This window comes from Enterococcus sp. ZJ1622, assembly GCF_011038845.1.
GTDB lineage: Bacteria > Bacillota > Bacilli > Lactobacillales > Enterococcaceae > Enterococcus_B.
On record NZ_JAAKDW010000014.1, the window covers coordinates 1 to 25,207 of the forward strand.

The 25,207-nt window shown below is 42.7% G+C and carries 20 protein-coding genes; 16 read left to right on the top strand and 4 right to left on the bottom strand.

Annotated elements, in window-relative coordinates; genetic code table 11:
- Nucleotides 1-189: 189 nt before the first annotated feature.
- Nucleotides 190-348 (bottom strand): SPJ_0845 family protein, encoded by a 159-nt coding sequence (locus G7Y42_RS12265; protein ID WP_165006228.1) that lies wholly within the window; start codon nt 346-348, stop codon nt 190-192.
- Nucleotides 349-484: 136 nt separating this feature from the next.
- Between G7Y42_RS12265 and G7Y42_RS12270 the strand changes: the two genes are divergently transcribed.
- From G7Y42_RS12270 to G7Y42_RS12290, 5 genes are all read left to right on the top strand, one after another.
- The gene (locus G7Y42_RS12270; RefSeq protein WP_165006230.1) at nt 485-1,813 is read left to right on the top strand and encodes a hypothetical protein; all 1,329 of its coding nucleotides are present in this window, start codon (nt 485-487) and stop codon (nt 1,811-1,813) included.
- Between the two features lie 10 nt (nt 1,814-1,823).
- Nucleotides 1,824-2,036, top strand: coding sequence for a hypothetical protein (locus G7Y42_RS12275; RefSeq protein ID WP_165006232.1), 213 nt, complete (start codon nt 1,824-1,826; stop codon nt 2,034-2,036).
- Between the two features lie 239 nt (nt 2,037-2,275).
- On the top strand, nt 2,276-3,025 hold the full coding sequence (locus tag G7Y42_RS12280) for a DeoR/GlpR family DNA-binding transcription regulator (RefSeq protein WP_165006233.1): 750 nt from the start codon (nt 2,276-2,278) through the stop codon (nt 3,023-3,025).
- The gene (gene pfkB, locus G7Y42_RS12285) at nt 3,025-3,939 is read left to right on the top strand and encodes a 1-phosphofructokinase (RefSeq protein WP_165006235.1); all 915 of its coding nucleotides are present in this window, start codon (nt 3,025-3,027) and stop codon (nt 3,937-3,939) included. The genes G7Y42_RS12280 and pfkB overlap by 1 nt, the downstream gene beginning before the upstream one ends.
- Nucleotides 3,940-3,956: 17 nt before the next feature.
- Complete coding sequence (locus G7Y42_RS12290) at nt 3,957-5,888, top strand: fructose-specific PTS transporter subunit EIIC (protein WP_165006237.1); 1,932 nt, start codon at nt 3,957-3,959, stop codon at nt 5,886-5,888.
- 145 nt (nt 5,889-6,033) lie between these two features.
- Here G7Y42_RS12290 and G7Y42_RS12295 read toward each other — a convergent pair whose 3' ends face one another.
- A complete protein-coding gene (locus G7Y42_RS12295) occupies nt 6,034-7,596 on the bottom strand; it encodes a ClC family H(+)/Cl(-) exchange transporter (RefSeq protein ID WP_165006239.1) in 1,563 nt (520 codons plus the stop codon).
- Nucleotides 7,597-7,751: 155 nt separating this feature from the next.
- On the opposite strand from G7Y42_RS12295, the gene pcrA reads away from it, so the two are divergent.
- From pcrA to G7Y42_RS15040, 10 genes are all read left to right on the top strand, one after another.
- The gene (gene pcrA / locus G7Y42_RS12300; protein WP_165006241.1) at nt 7,752-9,989 is read left to right on the top strand and encodes a DNA helicase PcrA; all 2,238 of its coding nucleotides are present in this window, start codon (nt 7,752-7,754) and stop codon (nt 9,987-9,989) included.
- A gap of 15 nt (nt 9,990-10,004) precedes the next feature.
- Nucleotides 10,005-12,041 (top strand): NAD-dependent DNA ligase LigA, encoded by a 2,037-nt coding sequence (gene ligA / locus G7Y42_RS12305; RefSeq protein WP_165006243.1) that lies wholly within the window; start codon nt 10,005-10,007, stop codon nt 12,039-12,041.
- Between the two features lie 98 nt (nt 12,042-12,139).
- Nucleotides 12,140-12,445: an Asp-tRNA(Asn)/Glu-tRNA(Gln) amidotransferase subunit GatC gene (gene gatC, locus G7Y42_RS12310; RefSeq protein WP_165006245.1), complete on the top strand. Its 306-nt coding sequence runs from the start codon at nt 12,140-12,142 to the stop codon at nt 12,443-12,445.
- The gene (gatA, locus tag G7Y42_RS12315) at nt 12,445-13,914 is read left to right on the top strand and encodes an Asp-tRNA(Asn)/Glu-tRNA(Gln) amidotransferase subunit GatA (RefSeq protein ID WP_165006247.1); all 1,470 of its coding nucleotides are present in this window, start codon (nt 12,445-12,447) and stop codon (nt 13,912-13,914) included. The genes gatC and gatA overlap by 1 nt, the downstream gene beginning before the upstream one ends.
- Nucleotides 13,914-15,344 carry an Asp-tRNA(Asn)/Glu-tRNA(Gln) amidotransferase subunit GatB gene (gene gatB / locus G7Y42_RS12320; protein WP_165006249.1) on the top strand — a complete coding sequence of 477 codons (1,431 nt, stop codon included), beginning with the start codon at nt 13,914-13,916 and terminating at the stop codon, nt 15,342-15,344. Before gatA ends, gatB begins: the two co-directional genes overlap by 1 nt.
- 9 nt (nt 15,345-15,353) lie before the next feature.
- Nucleotides 15,354-16,409: a diacylglycerol kinase gene (locus tag G7Y42_RS12325; RefSeq protein WP_165006251.1), complete on the top strand. Its 1,056-nt coding sequence runs from the start codon at nt 15,354-15,356 to the stop codon at nt 16,407-16,409.
- Between the two features lie 109 nt (nt 16,410-16,518).
- Nucleotides 16,519-17,889, top strand: a complete 1,371-nt coding sequence (rlmD, locus tag G7Y42_RS12330; RefSeq protein ID WP_165006253.1) for a 23S rRNA (uracil(1939)-C(5))-methyltransferase RlmD — start codon at nt 16,519-16,521, stop codon at nt 17,887-17,889.
- Between the two features lie 2 nt (nt 17,890-17,891).
- Nucleotides 17,892-18,020, top strand: coding sequence for a 30S ribosomal protein S9 (locus G7Y42_RS12335; protein WP_002295229.1), 129 nt, complete (start codon nt 17,892-17,894; stop codon nt 18,018-18,020).
- Nucleotides 18,021-18,588: 568 nt separating this feature from the next.
- A complete protein-coding gene (locus G7Y42_RS12340; protein WP_241161958.1) occupies nt 18,589-19,806 on the top strand; it encodes a glycosyl hydrolase in 1,218 nt (405 codons plus the stop codon).
- 162 nt (nt 19,807-19,968) lie between these two features.
- Complete coding sequence (locus G7Y42_RS15040; RefSeq protein WP_241161959.1) at nt 19,969-20,151, top strand: hypothetical protein; 183 nt, start codon at nt 19,969-19,971, stop codon at nt 20,149-20,151.
- A 642-nt stretch (nt 20,152-20,793) separates the two neighbouring features.
- Here the strand turns inward: G7Y42_RS15040 and G7Y42_RS12345 are convergent.
- Both G7Y42_RS12345 and G7Y42_RS12350 read right to left on the bottom strand, forming a co-directional pair.
- Nucleotides 20,794-22,572 (bottom strand): ABC transporter ATP-binding protein, encoded by a 1,779-nt coding sequence (locus G7Y42_RS12345; protein WP_165006369.1) that lies wholly within the window; start codon nt 22,570-22,572, stop codon nt 20,794-20,796.
- A 2-nt stretch (nt 22,573-22,574) separates the two neighbouring features.
- A complete protein-coding gene (locus G7Y42_RS12350) occupies nt 22,575-24,314 on the bottom strand; it encodes an ABC transporter ATP-binding protein (protein ID WP_165006256.1) in 1,740 nt (579 codons plus the stop codon).
- Between the two features lie 100 nt (nt 24,315-24,414).
- On the opposite strand from G7Y42_RS12350, the gene G7Y42_RS12355 reads away from it, so the two are divergent.
- Nucleotides 24,415-25,194 (top strand): MerR family transcriptional regulator, encoded by a 780-nt coding sequence (locus G7Y42_RS12355; protein ID WP_165006259.1) that lies wholly within the window; start codon nt 24,415-24,417, stop codon nt 25,192-25,194.
- Nucleotides 25,195-25,207: the final 13 nt, after the last annotated feature.

Sequence of the window (25,207 nt, forward strand, 5' to 3'; positions counted from 1 at the left end):
ACTTCCTTTCAGATTGATGTTTTAGACGACTCTATTCTATCGGAATTTTTGTATGTCTGTTTGTTTTTTTACAAAAAAATCTAGGACCGACAGAAAATTCTATCAGTCCTAGAAATTATAGAGCCAAAATCGTGTACAAAGAGCTGTAAAAGCTGTCTGTACACGATTTTTTTGTCTTGCGATTGTTTCTTATTTTTTGTTTTCGTTTTTCTTCTCTTTTTTCTTTTCTAGTTCCGGTTTCAAAAAACGGTTGATTTCTTCTTTTGGTGCAACTGTTTTTTCCGGATCAACAGCAAAGGATTCAAATAATTTGTCTAAATTATCGGTACGTTCAAATTTAAGTCCCATGGGTTTCCACCTCTTTGTTTCTTTTTGTTTTAGTTTATCATGGATTCGAAAAAGAATCAGTGAAGTCGTAAGATTTTAGTTTTTTTTTATCATTCGTTATAATTAAATTATAAAAAGATTTGAAAGAGGTGAGAAAATGATTAGGGAAGACAAACTGCTGATGACGATGCAACTCACTGGTCTCACGGATCTGGAAAAAGAAAAGGAATTGAATGATTGGGCTTTTCTTGCGCGTTTATTGATACAACCGACATTTTTTCGTTCTTTCTATCATGTAGTCGAAGAATTTGATTTGAAAAAATTTCAAGAAGCACTAATGGTCGCGTGTGAAAGCGACACGGGCTGGCTGGTGATCGGAAATGCAGATAGCGAATGCAGTTTTCAGGTTGAGAATCAGCAACTAATGATAAAAAACATATTAGCGATATCTGTTTTTGAAGAGAATCAGTTTCTGATACGAGATTATATAAAAAATAAAATGGCTGTTCATGGTGTCTTTGCCTATATGAGAGCATATAGTGAATTTTTGTATCACAACACAAAAGAGATCGATCAGCGATTATTGTTCGAAAGGCCAGAAGAGACGAAGAAACTGCCAAAAATGAAAGAAACTGGCGGAAGGATCGTCATCGACTGTAACCAGTTCTCTGGCTATGATTTGTTTTATGAAGGCTTATGTTTTACTTCTTGCTGGGAGATGTATTACAGTTCTTATTACTATCAAGTGATCCCAAAACCGATCATCTTGGATGTCCAGCAGGTTGAATATGTGAAGGAACTGGAAAATGATGTCGTCTGTGTCCAGCTGTATCGTGATCCGTTTAATTGGCGAAATGCTGCGAACCAGTCATTTCAAGCCTATTATCGAGATCAGCTGGGATTCGATCATCTCGCATGGGACAATGGCGTTGGGTTGTTAAAAGCTCCTTTTGTCGAATATGCGTATACCGATCAGAATATCCAATCGGTGCAGTATCAAAATGAGCAGATGCAGCCTGTAGCAAAAAAGAAAGCCTCCTTCTTTGTTACTAGAAGCTATGATGTCAAGCAGCAGCAATACCGGGAAAGACGCGTGAAGGGCACTTTGAATGCACAAGCGTATTTTCCATGGGTGGATGAAAACAGGGCCCAGATGATGTGTTATAAAGTGCTTGATCCGACAATTGCGGTCGATAAAGGGATCGAAGCATACTGTTACTATATTCGTGAATACCTCGAAGTCGAGGTTGAGGACGAGAAGTATCAGGATTATCTTGTATCTTTACGAATCTATATCCCGACAGAGGCACTGGCACAATTGCCGTTAAATGAGATCCGTCAGCGGCTCTCTGATGTGAAATTCAAACATTTCAGAAGAAAACGAGGAAATATCCGTTTTGATGTAAAAAAGGGTGACAATCACTTAAGAGTCGAATTTTTAGACTATCAGAAGCTGGAGCAGCTGATGACCATACAAAAAGCGTGAGGTGGTAATAATGGATAAACGACTGTATTATCGTGTGATGGGACCGACCGCATTTTTAGCAACACTCGTCCTTTTTCTTCCGAATCTTTCTATTCGTTCACTGATCGGTTTTCTGATCATGTTCAGTGGATGGGGAACCTACTACTATTTGATGCATAAAAAAGAAAAGATGCAGCCGGCATACATGAAGACGACCAGACGATCAGAAAAAGACGCAAACTAGAGGAACGATCGAAAAAGCGTCAAAAATAGGGAACCATCATAAGGAAGAGGTTGTGACAGAAGCTATTCCTGGAACGCCATTTATTCGGAAATAGGAGTTGTGACAAGACTTTTGTCACGGCTCCTTCTTTTTGTCTAAATATCCATGATTGTTTTAGAATTTTGTTGAATGTTTTTGACTGTTTTGTATTGCAGAAACAAAATAGATGTGGTACTATGTGTCGTGAGGTGAACGTGGAAATGCTTACAGAAGAACGCAGACAAAAGATCCTTCATTTGCTGGACCAACAGAATATCGTGAAATCTCAAGACTTGGTATCCCTCTTGAATGCCTCTGAATCAACGATCAGACGCGATCTTCAAGAATTGGAGAATGACGGATTTCTAGAACGTATCCACGGTGGAGCAAAAAAGGAACAGCTATTGGGTTTCGAACAGAACATGAGCGAAAAAACGCTCAAAAACGTTCAAGAAAAACAATCAATCGTCAAATTAGCTGCCGAATTGATCAATGATGAGGATGTCATCTATCTAGATGCTGGTTCGACGACGCTAGAAATGATCCCTTATCTGCAAGGAAAGCAAATTACTGTGGTGACCAATTCAGTCAAACATGCAGCTAATTTAGTAGATCTGCAACTTCCTACCATCGTTTTAGGTGGACAAGTGAAGCTGTCGACGAATGCAGTACTTGGCGCCAATACCATGCGACAATTGAGTGATTATCATTTCAACAAAGCGTTTATGGGAATGAATGGGGCACATCTTATTCAGGGATTTACGACGCCTGATCCAGAAGAAGCAGCGCTCAAGCGTTTAGCGATGCAAAATTCTGAAGAAACTTTTGTATTGATGGATCATACGAAATTCAACAAGCTGACATTTACATCTGTTGCTCCTCTTTCAGCAGCCACGATCATAACCGAGCGTTGTCCGATGGAATTCGTCGCTGAATTTCGCGAACAGACAACAATTAAGGAGGCTATATAATGATTTACACAGTAACACTCAATCCATCGATCGATTTTATCGTACGTGTCGATGGGCTAAAGCTGGGCGATCTGAATCGCATGAAAGAAGATTTCAAATTGCCCGGAGGAAAAGGAATCAATGTTTCCCGTATCCTCAAACGAATCGGTTCAGATTCAACAGCCTTAGGTTTTTTAGGCGGATTTACCGGCGGATTTATTTCAGATTGGCTGAAAGAAGAACAGATCAATACATCATTCACGAAAGTCAGTGAGGATACACGGATCAACATCAAATTGAAATCGGATACTGAAACTGAAATCAACGGGTTGGGTCCGTCAATCTCAGACGAAGAAATCGAAGGATTGAAACAAGCCTTGAACGATATTCAGCCCGGTGACATTGTGGTGTTGTCAGGAAGTACGCCAGCAAGCTTACGTAAAGGCTTCTATCAAGAATTGATCGATATCGTCCGAGAAAAGGGAGCAGATTTCGTAATCGATACGACAGGCGACGATCTTAAGAACGCGCTTTCGAAACAACCGCTTCTGATCAAACCAAACAACCATGAACTGGCAGAACTCTATCAGACTACTTTCAGTTCGATCGATGACATCATTCCGTACGGGAAGAAATTGCTAGCAGAAGGTGCACAAAACGTGTTGATCTCGATGGCTGGCGATGGTGCATTGCTATTTACAGAGCAAGGAGCTTACCAGTCGAATGTACTAGTACGTCCACTGAAAAATTCCGTTGGCGCAGGTGACTCGATGATCGCAGGATTTATTGGCGCATATAGTCGTACGCAAGATGCTGTTGAAGCATTTAAATGGGGCGTCGCTTGCGGCAGTGCAACTGCTTTTTCAGATGATCTGGCATCACGTGAATTGATTGATGAATTACTACCTGAAGTGAAAATCACAAAAATCGATTAGTTTCTAGGAGGATAAAGATGAATATCAAAGATTTAATGGTCAAAGATGCAATGATCATGGATTTGCAAGCGACTGATAAAAAAGGCGCCATCGATGAAATGGTCCAAAAAATGTTCGACGCAGGTCGGATCTCAGACATCGACACATATAAACAAGGGATACTGGCTCGTGAAGCACAGACGTCAACGGGACTTGGTGACGGTATCGCCATGCCCCATGCAAAAAATGCAGCAGTCAAAGAAGCTACTGTTCTCTTTGCAAAAAGCCACAAAGGTGTAGATTATGAGGCCTTAGATGGTCAGCCTACTTACTTATTCTTCATGATCGCCGCTCCAGAAGGCGCAAATGATACGCATTTACAAGCTTTGGCTGCATTATCACGGCTTTTGATCGACCCGGATTTCGTTGGGAAATTGAAAGAAGCCGATACACCAGAAGCAGTACAGGAGTTGTTCCAGACAGCAGAAGAGCAAAAAGAAGCAGAAGAAAAAGCAGAACAAGAAGAACAAGCGGCACAAGCAGCTGCGCATCCTGAAAGAAAATTCGTCGTAGCAGTCACAGCTTGTCCTACAGGGATTGCCCATACCTACATGGCTGAAGATGCCTTGAAGAAAAAAGCGAAAGAAATGGGCGTGGAGATCAAGGTCGAAACGAATGGTTCTGAAGGGATCAAAAACCGCCTGACAGCAGAAGATATCGCTCGTGCTGAAGGTGTCATCGTCGCAGCCGATAAAAAAGTAGAGATGAATCGTTTTGATGGGAAAGAATTAGTCAATCGTCCGGTCAGCGATGGTATCCGCAAACCAGAAGAATTGATTAATATGGCCCTTAGCGGTTCCGCGCCGATTTTCCATGGTGACGGCAAAGAGAATGGTTCAGATGAAGGCAATGCAGATGGTACTATCGGACAACGGATCTACAAGGATCTGATGAATGGTGTTTCTCACATGTTGCCGTTTGTTATCGGTGGTGGGATTGCCATCGCACTGTCATTCATGATCGACCAATTCATGGGTGTTCCCCATGACCAATTAGCAAATCTAGGGAATTACAACCAGTTAGCTAGCTGGTTCAACCAGATCGGTCAAGCAGCATTCGGCTTTATGTTGCCTGTATTAGCTGGGTTCATTGCTTCAAGTATCGGTGACCGCCCAGGCTTGATTGTCGGGTTTGCAGCTGGTGCTTTGGCAAATGCTGGTGGAGCAGGATTCCTAGGAGCATTGATCGGTGGATTCTTAGCAGGTTATGTGATCGTCTTCTTGCGTAAACTGTTCAAAGGTCTTCCAAAATCATTGGACGGAATCAAGACGATTTTGTTCTACCCAGTGTTTGGTTTGTTGATCACCGGATTTTTGATGTTACTAGTGAATGTACCAATGAAAGCAATCAATGATGCATTGAACAGCTTTTTGACAGGTATGAGCGGATCGAATGCTGCTTTACTTGGAGCTTTATTGGCTGGGATGATGGCTGCTGACTTAGGTGGACCAATCAACAAAGCCGCTTATGTGTTCGGTACAGCAACACTAGCGACAACTGTTGCAACTGGAGGTAGTGTGGTCATGGCCTCTGTTATGGCAGGCGGGATGGTTCCACCATTGGCTATTTTCGTTGCGACTCGCTTGTTCAAAAACAAATTCAGTAAAACAGATCAAGATGCTGGTTTGACAAATATCATCATGGGCTTATCGTTTGTTACAGAAGGATCGATCCCATTTGCTGCAGCTGACCCAATCCGTGCAATTCCAAGTTTCATTATCGGTTCCGCATTGACCGGCGGATTAGTTGGTGCTTTCGGTATCAAATTATTGGCTCCTCACGGCGGGATCTTTGTAGTATTCTTACTGAGCCATCCAATCATGTATTTAGTATTTATTGCTATCGGAGCAGTTGTTTCCGGCGTTATCTACGGGTTATTGAGAAAAGCGCCTGTCACTGCAGAAGCATAAAAAAAGCAAAAGCTGCGCGCCATGTCTAGTAATCATGTGCGTTGTACATTTTCTAAGAGAACAAAAAAGGACTTTGACAGTTTGTCATCGTCCTTTTTTGTATATAAAGTTAAAGTTTTTATGCAAGGATGAAAATGGTCTTTGATCAGAACGACTGTTTCATGCTTGTGATAGAAGATCGCGCAGTGATTTCCTGTTTGATCGTAGAAAGATTGGATTCGTCCGTCAGAATGACCAGTATATCGCCTACGTTCATGATCGTATCCCCATGGGTCAAGATTTCTTTATTCCCTCGGCGGATCGTCGTCAACAACATGTTCTTAGGCCAGTTGAAGTCACGCACCATAAGCCCATCTAATGAACTTTCAGCTGTCACCGGGAAATCGAAAGTGGTCTTGGCTCCTTTGAGCGCAGCAACCTTCGTTCCGCCAAGCAGCCGTTCGAGAAGCGATTCATAGATCGGATTGCCTCCCAGAAGATCGTTCATGATATAGGCCACGAGCGCAGCAAGTCCTAAAGGCATCAAGTGATTCAAAGAACCCACCATTTCAGTGACCAGAATGATCGCTGTCAATGGTGCTTTACCGATCGCTGTGAAATAACCTGCCATCGCGATAACCACGAAATCTTTGATATAAACAGGGTCCATCCCGAAATAAAGCACCATGATCTTTCCGAACAAGCAGCCGATAAGCGCACCTAATGTCAAGATCGGCAAGAATATCCCGCCCGGCAGCCCACTTCCATAAGAAACCATCGAAAAGACGAATCGAAGGACCAGTAAGCCCACGATCATCATAATCGGTAGAGAAGGATGTCCTAAATTCAACACGATCGGATTTCCGCCTCCTAGCGTACCCGGCCAGAAATACCCTACAGGAATCACTAAAAGAAAAGGAACAAGCCCATGAAGGTAAGAAGGCAATGGCAATTTGTCATAAAAGAAGGGCAGAGCCAGCAGGACTTTTTGATAAACGAAACCTAAAACACCTAGAAAAATGCCTAAAATAACTAGTGAACCATAATATTTTAAAGGTAATGAGGGAAGGTCTCCCAAGTATAAAACAGGTCTGAGCCCAAAAAAATAAAGTGAAACAAAATTTGCCGTGATCGCTGAAGCAAAAGACGTCAGCCAGACTAACGGTGAAAAGGAATGATGGATTTCTTCCAAAACAAAAAGCAGACCCGCGATCGGAGCATTGAATGCTGCAGCTAGACCGCTGCTGGCTCCGCTTGAAATCAGAATCTTCTCTTCTGAAGAAGGGCTATGGAACAGTCGGCCAGTCCCTTGCCCGATAGCTGCCCCTAATTGGATAGATGGGCCTTCACGTCCTAAGAATAACCCTGCGCCCACCGAAAGAACGCCGCCGATGAACTTTTTCCATAAAACGGCAAACCAATTCATGGATAATTCTCCTTGAAGCTGTCCTTCAACTTGGGGGATCCCGCTTCCTTTGATATCCGGCTCGCTTTTGATCAGATAGCCAACGAAAACTGCAGCTAGAACTGAAAACAAAGCAATGAACACCAGATAAACAGGATGGTCACGGCTCGATACATAGATCTCCCGGATGAAATCACCGGATTTTTCGATCGACAAACGAAACAGGCTGACAATGACACCTGTAAGTAGTCCGACAAATATCCCTTTTAAAATAAAGTAAATCTGTGTTTTATCTAATTTTTTGATTTTTCTCTTTTTTTCCATTGAAACGCCTCGCTTTCTTTTAATGTAGCTCGAAACAAAGGAATTGACAAGACAAAAATAGAAAAAAGGAACAAATGTTTTTTGAGTAAGCTAGTTTAATGAGTAGAAGGAAAATGCTATAATTAACGAGATTGATAAAAGAAAGGATGTTGTTAATGTCATCCAAAGCTGAACTATTAAATGGGATGAATCCTCGTCAGAAAGAAGCTGTTCTTCATACTGACGGACCACTATTACTGATGGCAGGCGCGGGAAGCGGAAAGACACGGGTCTTGACGCATCGGATCGCTTACCTGATTGAAGAAAAAGAAGTTAATCCATGGAACATCCTAGCGATTACTTTTACCAATAAAGCGGCAAAAGAAATGAAAGAACGTGTGAATGCGATATTAGAATCTGGCGGGGAAGATGTCTGGGTATCCACCTTCCACTCGATGTGTGTGCGGATCTTGAGAAGAGATGTCGATTTTATCGGCTATAACCGCAATTTTACGATCATCGATTCCTCGGAACAGTTGTCCTTGATGAAACGTATTTTGAAAGAATTGAATATCGATCCGAAGAAATACGATCCGAGAAGTATCCTCGGCACGATCTCTCAAGCAAAGAATAGCTTACAGACGCCCAAAGAATTTGCTAAGATGCAAGGCAGTTATTACGAAGAGATCGTAGCGAAATGCTATGAAGCGTACCAGAAAGAACTGCAGTACAACCAATGTATGGATTTCGATGATTTGATCATGAATACGATCCGCTTATTCGAAGAACATCCTGATTCACTGACTTATTACCAAAACAAATTCCACTATATCCATGTGGATGAATATCAAGATACCAACCATGCCCAGTATACATTGGTCAACTTGCTTGCGGGAAGATTTAAAAATCTCTGCGTGGTCGGTGATGCAGATCAAAGTATCTACGGCTGGCGGGGAGCCGATATGCAGAATATCTTGGATTTTGAAAAAGATTATCCAGACGCAGCAGTGATTTTGCTGGAACAAAATTACCGGTCCACAAAAAACATCTTGAGCGCCGCCAACCAAGTAATCGAAAACAACAACAACCGGAAACCGAAAAATCTTTGGACTGAGAATCGTGAAGGGAATAAAATCACGTATTATCGGGCCGACAACGAACGGGACGAAACCCGATTCATCGTCGATCGCATGCAAGCGGAGATGCGAGAAAATCACAGAGATTACGGCGATTTCGCTGTCTTATACCGAACCAACGCCCAGTCACGTGTGATGGAAGAAACGCTCCTCAAAGCCAATATCCCTTATAAAATGGTCGGAGGTCATAAATTCTACGATCGAAAAGAAATCAAAGATATCTTGGCGTATTTGAATGTGATCGCCAATCCTCAAGACTCCATCAGCTTTGAGCGGATCGTGAATTCGCCAAAACGTGGGATCGGACCTGGCTCGATAGACAAGCTACGCCAATTCGCTTCACTGCATGAATGGCCATTGCTTGAAGCAGCACAAAATGTGGATCTGGCTAATATCAGCGGAAAAGCAGGGCATCAATTAGGTGCTTTTGGTGAAATGATCCATGAAGTCACTCAGATGGTCCCTTATATGACCGTGACAGAGTTGACCAAAGAAGTATTGGAAAGAAGCGGTTATCTAGAAGACTTGAAGATCCAGAATACATTGGAATCACAAGCCCGCTTGGAAAACTTGGAGGAATTCCTGACCGTCACACAAGAATTCGACAAGCAGTTTGAAAAGCAGAATGAAGAAGACGCAGATGCCCCAGAAGAAAAGCTGACCGTGTTCCTCAATGATCTTGCATTAGTATCAGACATCGATAATCTGGAAGAAGATTCGACACAAGTGACCTTAATGACACTACATGCGGCAAAAGGATTGGAATTCCCAGTGGTCTTCCTCATCGGTCTGGAAGAAGGTGTCTTTCCGCTGTCACGTGCGCTGATGGAAGAAAGCGAACTTGAAGAAGAACGTCGTTTAGCCTATGTCGGTATCACTCGGGCAGAGGAGATGTTATATCTGACCAATGCTTTTTCACGTACTTTATACGGACGGACCCAGTATAATCGTCCTTCACGCTTCGTTGAAGAGATCGATCAGGAGCTGCTGGAAATCGAAGGCATGCGACCAACGCCGAAAAAATCCGCTCCATTTGCTCAAAGAACAGCTGCACCTGCATACAAACAGCCTGCTGCTGCAGTAGTATCATCAAGAGCTTCCACTGGTGGAGAAAACAACAGTTGGAAACCTGGCGATAAAGTCAATCACAAAAAATGGGGATTAGGAACAGTTGTCCGAGTAAGCGGGACAGCCAAAGATCTGGAACTGGATGTTGCATTCCCGAGCCAAGGAGTCAAACGACTGCTGGCAGCATTTGCGCCAATCGAAAAAGCTTAAAGTGGAGGGAAACTGATGGAACATGAAATGACGATTGATGAAGCAGCAAAAAAAGCGGAGGAATTACGTACTCAGCTGAATCGCTGGTCGAGAGAATACTATGTAGAAGACAAACCAACCGTTGAAGATTATGTTTACGATAAAGCATATGCGCAATTAGTAGCGATCGAAGAACAGTATCCTGATTTGATCACTTCCGATTCTCCTACACAAAGAGTCGGAGGAAAAGTACTTGCAGGTTTTGAGAAAGTCACTCATGACATCCCGCTGTACAGCTTGAACGATGTCTTCAGCAAAGAAGAGCTGATGGCTTTCGATCAGCGTGTCCAAAAAGCAGTCGGGCATCCGGTCGCGTATTGTTGTGAGTTGAAGATCGACGGCCTCTCTGTCTCTTTGCGCTATGAAGACGGCCAATTTGTCCGTGGCGCGACACGTGGGGATGGGACTGTCGGAGAAAACATCACGGAAAACCTGAAAACAGTCAGATCCGTACCGCTGAAACTGAAAGAGCCGATGACGATCGAAGTACGCGGCGAATGTTTTATGCCGAAGCGTTCTTTTGTCCAATTGAACGAAGAAAGAGAAGCAGACGGCAAAGATATCTTTGCCAATCCGCGTAACGCTGCGGCAGGCTCACTGCGACAGCTCGACTCGAAAATCACAGCGAAAAGAAATTTAGATACATTTCTTTATACAGTCGCTGACTTTGGTCCGATGCAGGCAAAAACACAATATGACGCATTGGAAGAACTGGAAAAAATCGGTTTCCACACGAATCGTGAGAAACGTCTTTGCCAGTCGATCGACGAAGTCTGGTCTTATATCGAAGAGTACCATGAAAAAAGAGTCGATCTGCCTTATGAGATCGATGGTATCGTCATCAAAGTCAATGAGTTCTCATTGCAAGAGCAGCTTGGCTTTACTGTAAAGGCACCAAGATGGGCCACCGCTTATAAGTTCCCGCCCGAAGAAGTCGAGACAGTCATCGAAGATATCGAATGGACTGTGGGGCGAACAGGCGTCGTCACACCGACTGCAGTAATGACACCAGTACGGGTAGCAGGTACTACAGTCAGTCGGGCAAGTCTGCATAATGGCGACTATATCCAAATGAAGGATATCCGCATCAATGACACCGTGCAGATCTATAAAGCCGGCGATATCATTCCAGAAGTAGCGCAAGTCGTATTCGATAAACGTCCAAAAGACAGTCAGGAATATGAGCTTCCTACCCATTGTCCGGTATGTGGCAGTGAACTCGTTCATTTAGACGAAGAAGTGGCGCTTCGCTGTATCAATCCGAAATGTCCAGCTCAAATGAAGGAAGGCCTGAACCATTTCGTCTCTCGAAATGCCATGAATATCGATGGTCTTGGGCCGCGCGTCTTGGAGCAGATGTACGACAAGAAACTTGTATCAGATGTCGCTGATCTGTATAAACTGAAGGAAGAAGACTTGCTGACTTTGGATAAGATCAAAGAGAAATCAGCAAACAATATCCTGACAGCTATAGATAACAGCAAAGACAATTCTGTTGAACGGCTGATCTTCGGCTTAGGAATCCGCCATGTCGGTGCGAAAGCGGCAAAAATCCTAGCTGAGCATTTCGGTGATTTGGAGGCTTTAAGCAAAAGTGATTTTGAATCGATCATTGCACTGGATACGATTGGTGATATCATCGCAGACAGCGTCGTCACCTATTTCAGCAATGAAGAAGTTCATGAACTGATGAATGAATTGAAACAAGCGGGTGTGAATTTTGAGTATAAGGGAATCCGGACTTCACAACTGGAAAAAGTCGAATCGCCTTTTAAAGACAAAACCATTGTCCTGACTGGGAAATTGACCCGATTCACACGAGAAGAAGCAAAAGAAACCATTGAGAATTTCGGCGGTAAAGTGACTGGCAGTGTCTCGAAAAAAACCGATATCGTAGTGGCAGGAGAAGATGCCGGGAGCAAACTGACGAAAGCACAGGAACTGGGGATCGAAGTATGGACGGAAGAGAAAATGGCGGAAGCTTTAGCTGAGAGCCATCCGGCAGAAGAGTAAATCTGATTTTTTTCAGACAAATTTCAAGAAATAATTTCAGACTGGGAACTCTTATGTTAAAATAGAGAGCAAAGTTTCGTTTAGAAAGAAGGGGTAGTATGGCGATTAGTGAAGAACAAGTGAAACACGTTGCCAAATTAGCAAAGCTTGCATTCGAAGAAGAAGAACTTGCGAGCTTTACCGATCAATTGGGTAAGATCATTGATATGGTAGAAATGCTGGAATCAGTAGATACGGAAGGTGTACCTTTTACATCGAACGTGGTCGAAACAGTGAATGTGATGCGACAAGATCGCGCACAAGCTGGCTGGAACAGAGATGAACTATTAAAAAATGTGCCGGAAACGGAAGATGGCTTTATCAAAGTACCCGCAATTATCGATAATGGGGAGGCTGGCGCATAATGACAGAATTATATAACCGTTCGTTGGAAGAATTGCACAATATGCTGGTTTCAAAAGAAATCACTGTACAAGATCTGACCAAAGCAACATTTGATCGTATCAAAGAAACGGAACCGGAAATCGAAGCGTTCATCACATTGAACGAAGAAAAAGCAATGGCACAAGCCAAAGCGTTAGATGAAAAAGGGATCGATGAGAGCAACGTTCTTGCCGGTATTCCGATCGGGATCAAAGACAATATCGTGACAAAAGATCTCCTGACAACTGCAGCTTCGAAGATCTTATACAATTTCGAACCGATCTATGATGCAACAGTAATGGAAAAAATCTATCAGGCAGATATGATTCCAGTCGGTAAATTGAACATGGATGAATTTGCGATGGGTGGAAGTACGGAAACGTCTTACTTCAAAAAGACAAAGAACGCATGGAATCAGACAAAAGTACCTGGTGGTTCTTCTGGTGGTTCAGCAGCAGCTGTTGCAGCAGGGCAGATCCCTGTTTCTTTAGGAAGCGATACAGGAGGAAGCATCCGTCAGCCTGCTTCATTCAATGGAATCGTCGGAATGAAACCGACATATGGACGCGTTTCTCGATTCGGACTGATCGCCTTCGCATCTTCATTGGACCAAATCGGACCAATGACTCGAACAGTCAAAGACAACGCTTTGGCCTTGACAGCGATCAGCGGATATGATGAAAAAGACGGCACTTCTTCTGGCGTTTCTGTTCCTGATTTTTCAGAAGGACTGACTGGAGACATCAAAGGGATGAAGATCGCTTTGCCTAAAGAATACTTGGGCGAAGGAGTAGCCCCTGAAGTGAAAGAAACTATTTTGAAAGCTGCTGAGACTTTCCGTTCACTAGGTGCAACGGTCGAAGAAGTCAGCTTGCCTCATTCAAAATATGGTGTGGCGGTATACTATATCATTGCCTCATCAGAAGCAAGCTCGAATCTGCAGCGTTTTGACGGTATCCGTTACGGCTATCGCTCTGAAAATGTGAAATCATTGGACGATGTATATGTCAACTCACGCTCAGAAGGATTCGGGGAAGAAGTCAAACGCCGGATCATGTTAGGGACATTCTCGTTGAGTGCCGGCTACTATGATGCTTATTTCAAAAAAGCAGGACAGGTTCGTACACTGATCAAACGAGACTTCGAAAAAGTCTTCGCTGATTACGATTTGATCATCGGCCCAGCTTCTCCAACAGTCGCATTTGGTATCGGTGAACAGATCAATGATCCGATCACAATGTACATGAATGACATTTTGACGATCCCTGTCAACTTGGCTGGACTTCCAGGGATGTCCGTTCCAGCAGGTCTATCAGAGAACATGCCAGTCGGACTGCAGATCATCGGTAATTACTTTGAGGAAAAAACGATGTATCAAGCAGCCTATGCATTTGAACAAGCAACAGAGTTCCATAAACAGCAACCAGCTATCTTAGGAGGGAAAGACTAATGAACTTTGAAACAATCATTGGGCTTGAAGTCCACGTTGAGTTGAAAACAAACTCAAAAATTTTCTCTCCAGCACCTGCACATTTCGGCGCTGAACCAAACAGCAACACGAATGTGATCGACTGGGGTTACCCAGGTGTGCTGCCAGTGATGAATAAAGCAGCGCTGGAATTCGGGATGAAAGCAGCTTTAGCTTTGAACTGCGAGATTTCAAAAGATACGCATTTTGACAGAAAAAACTATTTTTATCCAGACAACCCGAAAGCATACCAAATCTCACAATTCGATCAGCCAATCGGGCATGATGGCTGGATCGAGATCGAAGTAGAAGGCAAAAAGAAAAAAATCCGCATCGAACGTGTGCATCTAGAAGAAGACGCCGGTAAAAACATGCATGGAATCGGCGGATATTCTTACGTCGATCTGAACCGTCAAGGCACACCGCTGATCGAAATCGTATCAGAAGCAGACATGCGTTCACCAGAAGAAGCTTATGCTTATTTAGAAGCATTGCGTTCTATCATCCAATTCACGGAAGTCAGCGACGTGAAAATGGAAGAAGGTTCGATGCGCTGTGATGCGAACATCTCTTTACGTCCGTATGGGCAAGAAGAATTTGGTACGAAAGCAGAACTGAAAAATCTGAACTCTCTTTCTTTCGTGAAAAAAGGTCTGGCATTTGAAGAAAAACGTCAAGCAAAAGTTTTGTTGTCGGGCGGAGAAATCCAGCAAGAAACACGACGTTTTGACGAAACGACTAACAAAACGATCTTGATGCGTGTCAAAGAAGGATCAAGCGATTATCGTTATTTCCCTGAACCAGATATCCCTAAATTCGTGATCGATGATGAATGGATCCAAAAGGTGAAAGCGACCTTGCCTGAACTACCTGCATCACGTCGCGAACGTTATATCCGTGAACTTGGCTTGCCTGAATATGATGCAATGGTCTTGACTTTGACAAAAGAAATGTCTGATTTCTTCGAGGCTGTTCTAGAAAACGGCGCAGATTCCAAACAAGCTTCAAACTGGCTGATGGGGGAAGTTTCTGCTTACTTGAACAGTGAAAAACTTGAACTTGCAGAAACACGATTGACTCCTGAGAATCTGGCAGGAATGATCCGCTTGATCGCTGATGGGACAATCAGTTCAAAAATCGCGAAAAAAGTATTCAGAGAATTGATTACTAACGGCGGCGAAGCGCAAGAAGTCGTTGAGAAAAACGGCTGGGTACAATTATCTGACCCAAGTCAGCTTCTTCCAATCATCAATGAAATCTTAGATAACAATCAGCAATCTGTTGATGACTTCAAAAATGGGAAAGACCGTGCAGTAGGCTTCTTAGTTGGACAGATCATGAAAGCGACAAAAGGACAAGCAAATCCAGGCGTTGTGAATAAGCTGCTCAAAGATGAATTAGCGAAGCGCTAGAGGCAGAACATGAAAAAAGCACGAGTGATATATAACCCAACCTCGGGAAAAGAATTATTGAAAAAGAATTTGGCAGATATCCTCCAGGCACTGGAGGATTCTGGCTTTGAGGCAAGTGCGTATGCAACGACACCGGAAAAAGATTCAGCAAAAAACGAAGCGAGACGAGTAGCTGAGCTCGGCTTTGATTTAGTCGTTGCAGCAGGTGGAGATGGAACGATCAACGAAGTAGTCAATGGGATCGCACCACTAGAGATACGTCCTAAAATGGCGATCATTCCAGCAGGTACGACAAATGATTATGCACGGGCATTAAAGATCCCCCGTGACAACATCAAAGCAGCAGCAGAAGTCATCAAAAAGAATCAAACGGTGAAAATGGATATCGGACATTCTGACACCAGTTATTTCATCAACATCGCAGCAGGCGGCTATTTGACGGAACTGACATATGAAGTGCCTTCTGAATTGAAAAGCATCTTCGGTTACTTAGCTTACTTGGCAAAAGGAGCAGAGATGCTGCCTCGAGTCAAGCCAATCAAGATGCGACTGAAATATGATGAAGGAGAGTACATCGGCAATGCTTCGATGTTTTTCTTGGGATTGACGAATTCGGTCGGCGGCTTTGAACAAATCGCGCCGGATGCGAAACTGGACGACGGGAAATTCTCATTGATCATCGTCAAGACAGCAAATATTTTTGAGATCTTGCATATCGCAGCGTTGATGCTGAATGGCGGACGTCATGTCGATGATCCGCGGGTGATTTATACCAAAACCAGCAGCTTATACGTCGAAACAGAAGACGATATCAACCGGCCAGTCATGATCAATCTAGATGGAGAATATGGGGGCAATGCACCTATGCACTTCCAGAACCTCCATCAGCATATCGAATTTTTTGCCAATACAGATCAGATTCCTGATGAAGCAATTACCGGTTCAGAGGAAGAAGAACTGGATGAAGTAAGTAAAGAATTCGTCAAAGAAGTCGAACGTCTGACAGATGAAGATATTGACGGTGACGGAAAAATCGCAGACGAAACACCTAATAAAAAGAAATAAACGAAAGCCGGTGCTGAAACGTAGTAAGGTCAGTACCGGTTTTAGTTGTGTATTGAACTGATTTGTAGTAGAGTCAGTATGATGAAAATGATGCTTAAAGGAGCAAACAATGACAGAACAAACAATTAAAAAAAATGAACGTTACACAGTAGATATTATCGATTTGAGCTACGAAGGACTAGGTGTAGCAAAAATCGACGGTTATCCTTTGTTCATCGAAAACGCGCTGCCAGGAGAACAAGTCGAAGTATTGGTACTAAAAGCGGGGAATAAATTCGGTTATGCAAAAGTCGAAAACTGGCTCACACAGTCACCTGATCGCCAACCTGTCGAAGATAAAGCACTACTTCGCACTGGGATCGCGCCATTAGCACATTTGAGCTATGATAAACAATTGGCTTTCAAACAAAAGCAAGTCGAAAATGTGATGACGAAAATCGCAAAGATGCCTGAAGTGCCTATCTTGCCAACAGTCGGCATGGACGAGCCAGTCGGCTACCGCAATAAAGCACAAATCCCTGTACGACGAATCGATGGCCAGCTAGCAACTGGATTCTATAAGAAAAACAGCCATGAGCTTGTTCAGATCGAGGATTTTTATATCCAAGATCCTGCTATCGACAAAGCGATCCTAGCTGTGAGAGATATTTTGCAGCGATTCCAAGTCCGTGGCTATAATGAAGAAAAAAACGAAGGACAGATCCGCCACATCATCATCCGACGCGGACATTATTCACATGAGATGATGGTTGTATTAGTCACTCGAAAAGAAAAATTCTTCAAGTCAAAAGAGATCGCAGAAGCTATCCACGAAGCGTTGCCAGAAGTCGTTTCTGTCATTCAAAACATCAATGAAGAAAAAACAAATGTGATTTTGGGTGACAAAGAAAAAGTCTTGTACGGCAGAAGTTATATCGAAGATCAATTATTAGGAAAAACCTATCGGATCTCTGCTAAATCTTTCTACCAAGTCAACACTCAACAGGCAGAGTATCTTTATCAAACAGCTATCGAGTTTGCTGATCTTGATAAAAAAGATATCGTGATCGATGCGTACTCAGGAATCGGTACGATTGGTCTTTCTCTAGCCGATCGAGTAGACAAAGTATACGGAATGGAACTGATTCCGGCAGCAATTGAAGATGCGCAATTCAACGCATTGAACAATAAAATCGAAAACGCGCATTATGAAGTCGGAAAAGCGGAAAAAGTAATGAAAAAATGGCAGGAAAAAGGGATCAAGCCTTCAGTGATCATGGTCGATCCTCCTCGAAAAGGACTCGATCCACACTTTATTGAATCTGCTATCGACATGAATCCTGAAAGAATCGTCTATATCTCCTGCAATCCGGCAACTTTTGCAAGAGATGCAAAGCTTTTTGCAGCAGCGGGTTATGAAACGAAGAAAATCCAACCCGTCGATCTTTTCCCGCAAACACATCATGTTGAATTAGTCGCTTCATTCGTTAAAGGAGAATAAAAATGGACCAGAAAGAAAAAATGAAAGAATTGATCAAGAAAAAACAAGGCGGCGGACGCTCCAAACAGATGGAAACGCCGAAAAACGATCGTAAGAACATGCGAAAAGGCCCTAAGATTTTTAACAAATAATTGTCTAAACGTATCTTTGCAAGACTGGGAACGACAAACTTCGGTTACTGTTTCCTAGTCTTGTTTTTTTGACCCAAGCATCCTGAAAATCTTTCTAAATGATTTGTTCCTTATCTTTATTTTAAATAGTAACAACTATTTCCATAAAAAGAAAAAAGCGTTCTTCCACCCTTTGAAAATCTGTTATCTTGTTAGTAGTAGGGCGTTATTAACGGACCAGGCAATAGCCCCTCAAAAAAAGCGTGTGATTCAATTGTTTCTATGACGAAAGGAGGAAATGACAAACAACAAGGAATAAAAAACAGCAAAAAACGTATAATCGTTTTTTGTTGTCGGGATTTTTAGAAATGTTTTGGGGAAAGCATGAATAAAAGTTGGATAAACAAAAGAGGATGCGGCTTTGGCGGCAGCCTCTTTATTTTTTTGTTGCAGTTTCCATGATTGATGAGCGATTGTCATACATTGGATCATGCCTCATTATTTTCTCAGCGATTTCATAAAATTTTATTAGGAGACTGGCGATTCTGCAAGTTTTGTCGCATAATGAATGGATAAAAGGAGGAAGCAAATGGATCAAGAATTATTGATTATCGAATTGATTTCTGCAAAACCAAAAATCATCAAGATGGCAAAAAGAACAGCAAAAGCCGAGACCGTCAAACTGCTAAGCTGGATCGTACTAAGTAGTTTGTTTTTCTTCGGTGTTGCTTCTCTTGTCTATCGAATGATGAAAGAGACAGTTCACTCGATTCAAGCAGGCCAGAGACTGAGTGATCTCTATCATGTTTCATGGCTCATCGGTGGTGGATTGGTGTTTTTTCTAAGTCTGCTGCTTATTCTCTCATGGGTAAAATATGTTCGTTTAACTCGGCATTTTGACCAATGGATCAGTCAACGTGCCGATTATTTTTTACATACTTCGCCTGTTTTTCATGATGATCGCTATCTATATTTTGAAAAAACTGTAAGAAACCGGGCCTTTCGCATAGAAAAAAGTGACTGCCAGCTGTTATTGCATTCACTCGATAACGAACCTATCTATATAGGACAAAGAAAATCAGGATTCGGCCTAAGCTCGATTCACATCTTTTTACAAGAACCTGAGTTGAAAAAAGTGACCAGTACACATGGCTATTCAATCCAGCCTAAAGTAAGGATTGGCGCACTGCTCGCGGGAATCTGTTTGATCGGTCTAGCCGGTGTGGTTTATTACGGAAAATATGGCAGTCCAGGAATGTCTTCTTCCAGAATGAACGCGATGACACATATGTCGATGCCTTCTACTAGTAGTGCAACTGCAGAACGGACCACAAGTGAAGGTCTGCTGGCTGATCCGAAGCAAACCGTCCAATTCACTACCCAGCAAGTCAATGACCTTCAACTAGACAAAACTGCACAGAACCTTTATATGACAACGGATAGTGGTAAAACCTGGACATTTGTCCCTATTGCTTCGGACTGGCTACGCTTTGGTGATTATACCCTGACAAGCGGGACGGTCCCAGAAGGATTTTGGATGGACAAGACCTATGATGTATCCGCAGACTTTTCGTGGTTTATTTATTCTTCTGATAACGAGAATATATGGTTGCTGAGCTCTAGAGACAACGGAAAGACCTGGCAAAAATCCCTCGTTTCTCAACATGCGCATAATGTTCGCTATCGAAAAGCGAACTTTTTTGATGGCAGCGGAGTGCTCGTTTATTCTACGGATAGCGGAATGTCGGCGGAGACTTTGCATATCTATACGACTCGAGATGAAGGGGAGACGTGGACGAATAGTTGAAGTACGACGATCACACAGCCGGTTCAAAACGTCAGCTTCGTCACGTCCTCTCTTGGTTTTGTTTCTACACGTGAGCAGCTTTATTATACTAATGACGGAGGACGCTCCTTCAAAGAAGCAATCGTATCCATCCCCGAAGATTATCAGACAGGTGGCTTGGATTTGTTCCAATCACCGAATGAAGTGACTCAAACAAGTGCCAATACATTAGAGACAAAATTCTATTTGCTGAAAAAAGGGCCCATCGATGCAGGGAAAATGTTTGCTTGTCTCTTTAGGTCGACTGACAATGGTGAAACATGGCAGTTTGTCCAGCAGCTTTCTCAGGTGGAGCAGGGGGATTGAAGCGAAAAGAGGTTGTGAAAAAGCTGTCCTGCATCAAGCAGTAAGAACAAATAGATAAAAACAGCTCCTCATGTTTTTCATCTGTTTGAGCTTAGTGCTGCAGATGCAAGCTTTTGAACACCGTTTAGAGAGGTTGTAAGCCTGCCGTTTAACTCTGAGGCACAAGGAACAATTTCAACAAACAGCTTCTCATGTTTGATGAATATTGTGACTTGTGCCCGAGGAGTTGGCAGGGGAACACCGTTTATTCGGAAAAGGGGCAGTGACAGTACTTTTGTCACTGCCCCTTTGTTGTTGACAACATCAACTTTCATTTTATTTATTTTTTTTAATAAAAAGAAAAATGTTGTTTGCTTTAATATTATTATACGATAAGCTGATTTTAGAAATAGGTTTTTATGTTAGGAAGAATATGAAAGCGCTATCTTTGGATGGTAGATATGAAATGAATGTTTGGAGTTAGGTAAACAAAAATATACGGTGGAAGAGGAAAGGATATTTCAATAAATGTTTAGTAATGGTGTATAATATGAGCTCTTGTTCGTGATATTTGTATTTTTCCACTAGTATATTTTTAATAAAAGCTATCGCGTATGTAGTATTCCTACATACGCGATAGCTTTTTTGCAATTGATAATATCCCTATGCTGTTTGGAACTGACTATTATAAAGGTTCGCATATAACGTAGGCGCTTGAAGCAGTTCGTCGTGCGTCCCTTTTTCAATTATGTCACCATTCTTCATCACTAATATCATATCGGCCTTTTCGATCGTAGACAAACGATGGGCAATCACGAAGCTAGTGCGGTTTTGTGTTACGGCATCCATGGCTTGCTGGATAAGTGCCTCTGTCCGTGTATCCACACTAGAAGTAGCTTCATCTAGAATAACAACAGGCGGATCTGCTAATATGACACGTGCAATCGTTAGCAGCTGTTGCTGGCCTTGAGACAGTGTCCCGTTTTCACTGGAAATCAACGTATCATAACCGTTAGGAAGCGTACGGATAAAATGATCGCATTGGGCGATTTTAGCAGCATGGATGATTTCTTCTCGTGAAGCATCCATTTTTCCATAAGCGATGTTATCGGCAATACTTCCTTCGAATAGCCACGTATTCTGCAATACCATCCCAAAGCAACGGCGAAGTTCGCCGCGGGATAATCGAGTGATGTCGATATCATCAAATTCGATTTTTCCTTTGTTGATTGCATAAAAGCGCATCAGTAGATTGACTAGTGTGGTTTTTCCAGCACCAGTTGGACCAACGATCGCAATCGTTTGCTTCGGTTTGACAGAAAAGCTGACTTGCTTCATCAGTAACTGGTTGGGTGAATAGCCGAACTGCACATTTTTGAAGGCGACTTTCCCTTTTGGCTCCGTCAGCATCGCTGTTTCCGTTTTATCAGGTGATTCTTCTGGTTCATCCAGTATGTCGAATATCCGATCGATCGCAGCCATCGCCGACTGGATCGAATTGATGACGTAAGAAGCAGTAGAGATCGGCTCGGAAATCTGATTGATATACTGCAAATAAGCTTGTAAGAAACCAATCGTGATCCCGCCAGAAAGAACAAGGAAGGCACCCATGACTGCACTGAGAATGAACGCAAGCTGGTTGATGAAACGGATCGCTGGATAAATCGCAAAATTCATGAATTGGGCACGTAAAAATGCCTGTGATTGCTTTTTGCTGACTTCCTGGATGGTTTGTTCTGCTTGCTCTTGCTGGTTGAACGTTTTGATCACGAGATTTCCTGCTAAGATCTCTTCCATCTGATTGTTCAATTCGCCAAGTTCGTACTGGTTCTGATCTGAAATGTGCTTATTTTTATTCGCGATCTTCGTAGTCATAAACGAACTGATCCCAATCAGTAAAAGGACTAGGAACGACAGTTTGATATCGATATAAAAAAGCATCGCTCCAGCTGCGAGAATCGTCACGATGGAAGTAAAGAACTGGTTGATCCCTGTCAGTAAAACTTGTGAAAGCTGATTGAGACCAGTCGTCGTACGACTGATGATATCTCCTACTTGGTGGTGATCAAAAAAAGACATCGGCAGTTTTTTGAACTTTTTCGTCATTTCTTTTCGAACACGTAACGTGATTCTTTCGCTTAACGAGGCCATTGTCCGCTCTTGGATAAATGAGGTGATACTACTAAAGGTCGAGCAAAGTACAAGTAAAAGAACAGGGAAAAGAAGCACTTCGCGAATATCAGCGAATGACAGCTGACTGATACCGACATCCTTTATCCTTGCCAAGAGCTGATCGATCCCGATCCCCATAATCATCGGCATGGACACGATCAGCAAATTGCCGATCAAGCTGCATAAAAAGAGGCCGTAAAAAAAGCGATGTTCCGGCTGTATCATTTTCCAGAAACGGAAGAGACTTTGAGTGTTCGCTTTTTGTTTCATATTCATTTTTTGATCCCTTCTTTCTCTATTCCTTGTGACTGTGCAAACTCTTGATAGGTTTGGCAGTCATTCATCAATTCCTCGTGGGTTCCTTGTCCCACGATTTTTCCTTCCTCTAAAACTAAGATATGATCGGCATGCATGATCGTACTGAGACGCTGTGCGACGATGATGAGCGTCTTGTCTGACATTTGCTGGTGCAATGCTGTTCGTAATGCAGCATCCGTTTGATAATCCAACGCAGAGAAGCTGTCATCAAAAAGATAGATTTCTGCTGGTTTGACCAATGCCCGCGCAATACATATCCGCTGTTTTTGTCCGCCAGAATAATTTGAACCACTTTGAGCCACAAAACTGTTCAGTCCATCCGGCAACTCTTCGATAAATTCAGAAAGCTGTGCGATTTTGATTGCTTTTTCCAATTCTTCTTTTGTGGCTTGCTCATTGCCCATCTGCAAGTTGCTTAAGATCGTTCCGCTAAATAGAAATGCCTTTTGCGGGATATAGCTGATGAGTGAGCGAATCTGAGCTTGTTTTAGCTGCGTGACTGGGACATCAGCGAATCTGATTTGTCCTTCTGTCACATCACTGATCCGTAAAAGAAGCTTCGCTAATGTACTTTTCCCTGAACCAGTTCCGCCTACGATCGCTGTGGTTTTTCCTTTTGGTATCGTGAAATTGAGATCCTGCAGTACAGGATCTGCGGTTTTCGTATACTGGAACGAGACATTGTCAAACGTAACGAGTGCTTTTTGATCAAGCGAAAGTGGCTGTTCAGTCAGTGATTCTTCATTGATTTCGATCTCTGCGTCCATGACTTCTTCAATCCGGCGCAATGAAGCGATCGATCGTGGGATCACGACAAGAACCATTGCCGAAATCATCAAATAGGCGAGCGTCAGCATCGAGTATTCGACGATAGCAGTAACGACACCGATTTGCAGCGTACCTTTACCGACAAGCTGTCCGCCAAACCAAAGGATCGAAGCATAGACGACTCCCATGAGCAAAAAGGCGATCGGAGTGACCCATGCGAAAATGCGGTTTACTTTGATCATTTGTTCAGCGTATGCAGCAAATGTCTGATTGGTACGGTTTTCTTCATAATCCTGATTATCGAATGCACGGATCATATTGATCCCAGTGAAGAATTCTCTCAGTGTAGTCGTGATACGATCCATCTTAGGCTGGATACTCAAGGATAAAGGCGTCCCTCGTTTCATCAGATAATAGATGATCCCAGCGTACACGACCACAGAAATCAACGTGATCCAAGTAAGTGTCATCGAGTAACGGAACATCAGGACGATCGTAAAGAGACAAATGACTGGTGCAGGAAGGATCATTTGACAAAACAACACGATCATTTGCTGGACGTTATCCACGTCATTCGTCATCCTAGTCAATAAAGAAGCTGAGCCGAACTGATTGATATCTTTCATCGACAACTTCTGGAATTTCCTGAAATACTTTTCTCTCGTTTGTAACCCGAAAGCTGCTGCGACAGCTGCGGAGTAGTAACTGGATGCGACAGCTGTCACGGTGCCGAATAATGCGACGCCGAGCATCTCTAGTCCGATCGTGTAGATCCTTTCTGGTTCTTTGCTTGAGATCCCAGTATCGATCAAATTGGCCACTAATTTAGGAACGCCTAGCGTACCGATGATCTGTAGACAGACAAAAGTAAAAGTAAGCAAGACGAGTCCTTTGTTTTTCTTCAAGAATTGTTTTAATACGTTCATATGAACTCCTCCTTTTTTCCTGACAATTAGAAAGTCTACACCTTAAAGCTACTTGAAGGTCAATAGAAAAAAAGCTAAACTGGAAGAAGAGGTGAGAAAAATGGAAAAGATGTATACGATTGGTGAAGTATCGGAGCTTTTGAACCTGCCGAAATCGACGATCCGTTATTGGGATGAACAAGGACTGATCAGCTCAAGTAGACATGAAGACAACGGCTACCGTTTATTCGATATTGATGATATCTTCAAGCTTTATGATATTGATTTTTATCGTAATCTGGACATCCCGATCAAACAGATGAAAGATCTTTATGGCAAGACATTGAGTGATTTGTACGAAACACTTGATGAAACGGAAAAAAGGATCAGAAACGAGATCGCTGTGATGAAAAAGAAACATCAGGAGATCGACTTTCGTAAAAAACAGCTGAAACTGATGATCGATACGAAGCAAAATGAGTTTCCTGTAGAAAGCATCCCGTTTGATCGGATCATCTCGTCTGATTTTGAGAACTTCATGGAGATCAAGATGTTCCTGGCGAATTATTCGAGTTTCGGGATCATCAGCACCACGTCTTCCAATGCAGAAACAGCCTATGGATTATGTATTGGAAAAGCGCAGGAACATTTACCTGTCGAAGAAGCAGAAGTGATTTGGGAGAAAAACGAATCAGCTGTTTACCGGCGCTTTTTATTGAAAGTCGAAATGAATCGTACAGAAAACAATAATATAAAAGAAGTGCGTGATTTGCTGAAAACACAAGGAGTTGAAACAGGGCAAGTCATAGGCCAGTATTTGCTGACGAATACGACAAAAGAAAACATCAGCTATGAATATTATCATGCCTGGATCGAGACAAAAAAAGCGGCGGATCGTTAAAAACGAGGAATAC

Coding starts and splice junctions, on each gene's coding strand:
- G7Y42_RS12345 (WP_165006369.1), bottom strand. CDS start 22,572: ATGAAACAAAAAGCGAACACTCAAAGTCTCTTCCGTTTCTGGAAAATG.
- pcrA (WP_165006241.1), top strand. CDS start 7,752: ATGTCATCCAAAGCTGAACTATTAAATGGGATGAATCCTCGTCAGAAA.
- gatA (WP_165006247.1), top strand. CDS start 12,445: ATGACAGAATTATATAACCGTTCGTTGGAAGAATTGCACAATATGCTG.
- G7Y42_RS12270 (WP_165006230.1), top strand. CDS start 485: ATGATTAGGGAAGACAAACTGCTGATGACGATGCAACTCACTGGTCTC.
- G7Y42_RS12325 (WP_165006251.1), top strand. CDS start 15,354: ATGAAAAAAGCACGAGTGATATATAACCCAACCTCGGGAAAAGAATTA.
- G7Y42_RS12265 (WP_165006228.1), bottom strand. CDS start 348: ATGGGACTTAAATTTGAACGTACCGATAATTTAGACAAATTATTTGAA.
- G7Y42_RS12290 (WP_165006237.1), top strand. CDS start 3,957: ATGAATATCAAAGATTTAATGGTCAAAGATGCAATGATCATGGATTTG.
- G7Y42_RS12335 (WP_002295229.1), top strand. CDS start 17,892: ATGGACCAGAAAGAAAAAATGAAAGAATTGATCAAGAAAAAACAAGGC.
- G7Y42_RS12355 (WP_165006259.1), top strand. CDS start 24,415: ATGGAAAAGATGTATACGATTGGTGAAGTATCGGAGCTTTTGAACCTG.
- G7Y42_RS12295 (WP_165006239.1), bottom strand. CDS start 7,596: ATGGAAAAAAAGAGAAAAATCAAAAAATTAGATAAAACACAGATTTAC.
- gatB (WP_165006249.1), top strand. CDS start 13,914: ATGAACTTTGAAACAATCATTGGGCTTGAAGTCCACGTTGAGTTGAAA.
- ligA (WP_165006243.1), top strand. CDS start 10,005: ATGGAACATGAAATGACGATTGATGAAGCAGCAAAAAAAGCGGAGGAA.
- gatC (WP_165006245.1), top strand. CDS start 12,140: ATGGCGATTAGTGAAGAACAAGTGAAACACGTTGCCAAATTAGCAAAG.
- G7Y42_RS12275 (WP_165006232.1), top strand. CDS start 1,824: ATGGATAAACGACTGTATTATCGTGTGATGGGACCGACCGCATTTTTA.
- G7Y42_RS12350 (WP_165006256.1), bottom strand. CDS start 24,314: ATGAACGTATTAAAACAATTCTTGAAGAAAAACAAAGGACTCGTCTTG.
- rlmD (WP_165006253.1), top strand. CDS start 16,519: ATGACAGAACAAACAATTAAAAAAAATGAACGTTACACAGTAGATATT.
- G7Y42_RS12280 (WP_165006233.1), top strand. CDS start 2,276: ATGCTTACAGAAGAACGCAGACAAAAGATCCTTCATTTGCTGGACCAA.
- G7Y42_RS12340 (WP_241161958.1), top strand. CDS start 18,589: ATGGATCAAGAATTATTGATTATCGAATTGATTTCTGCAAAACCAAAA.
- pfkB (WP_165006235.1), top strand. CDS start 3,025: ATGATTTACACAGTAACACTCAATCCATCGATCGATTTTATCGTACGT.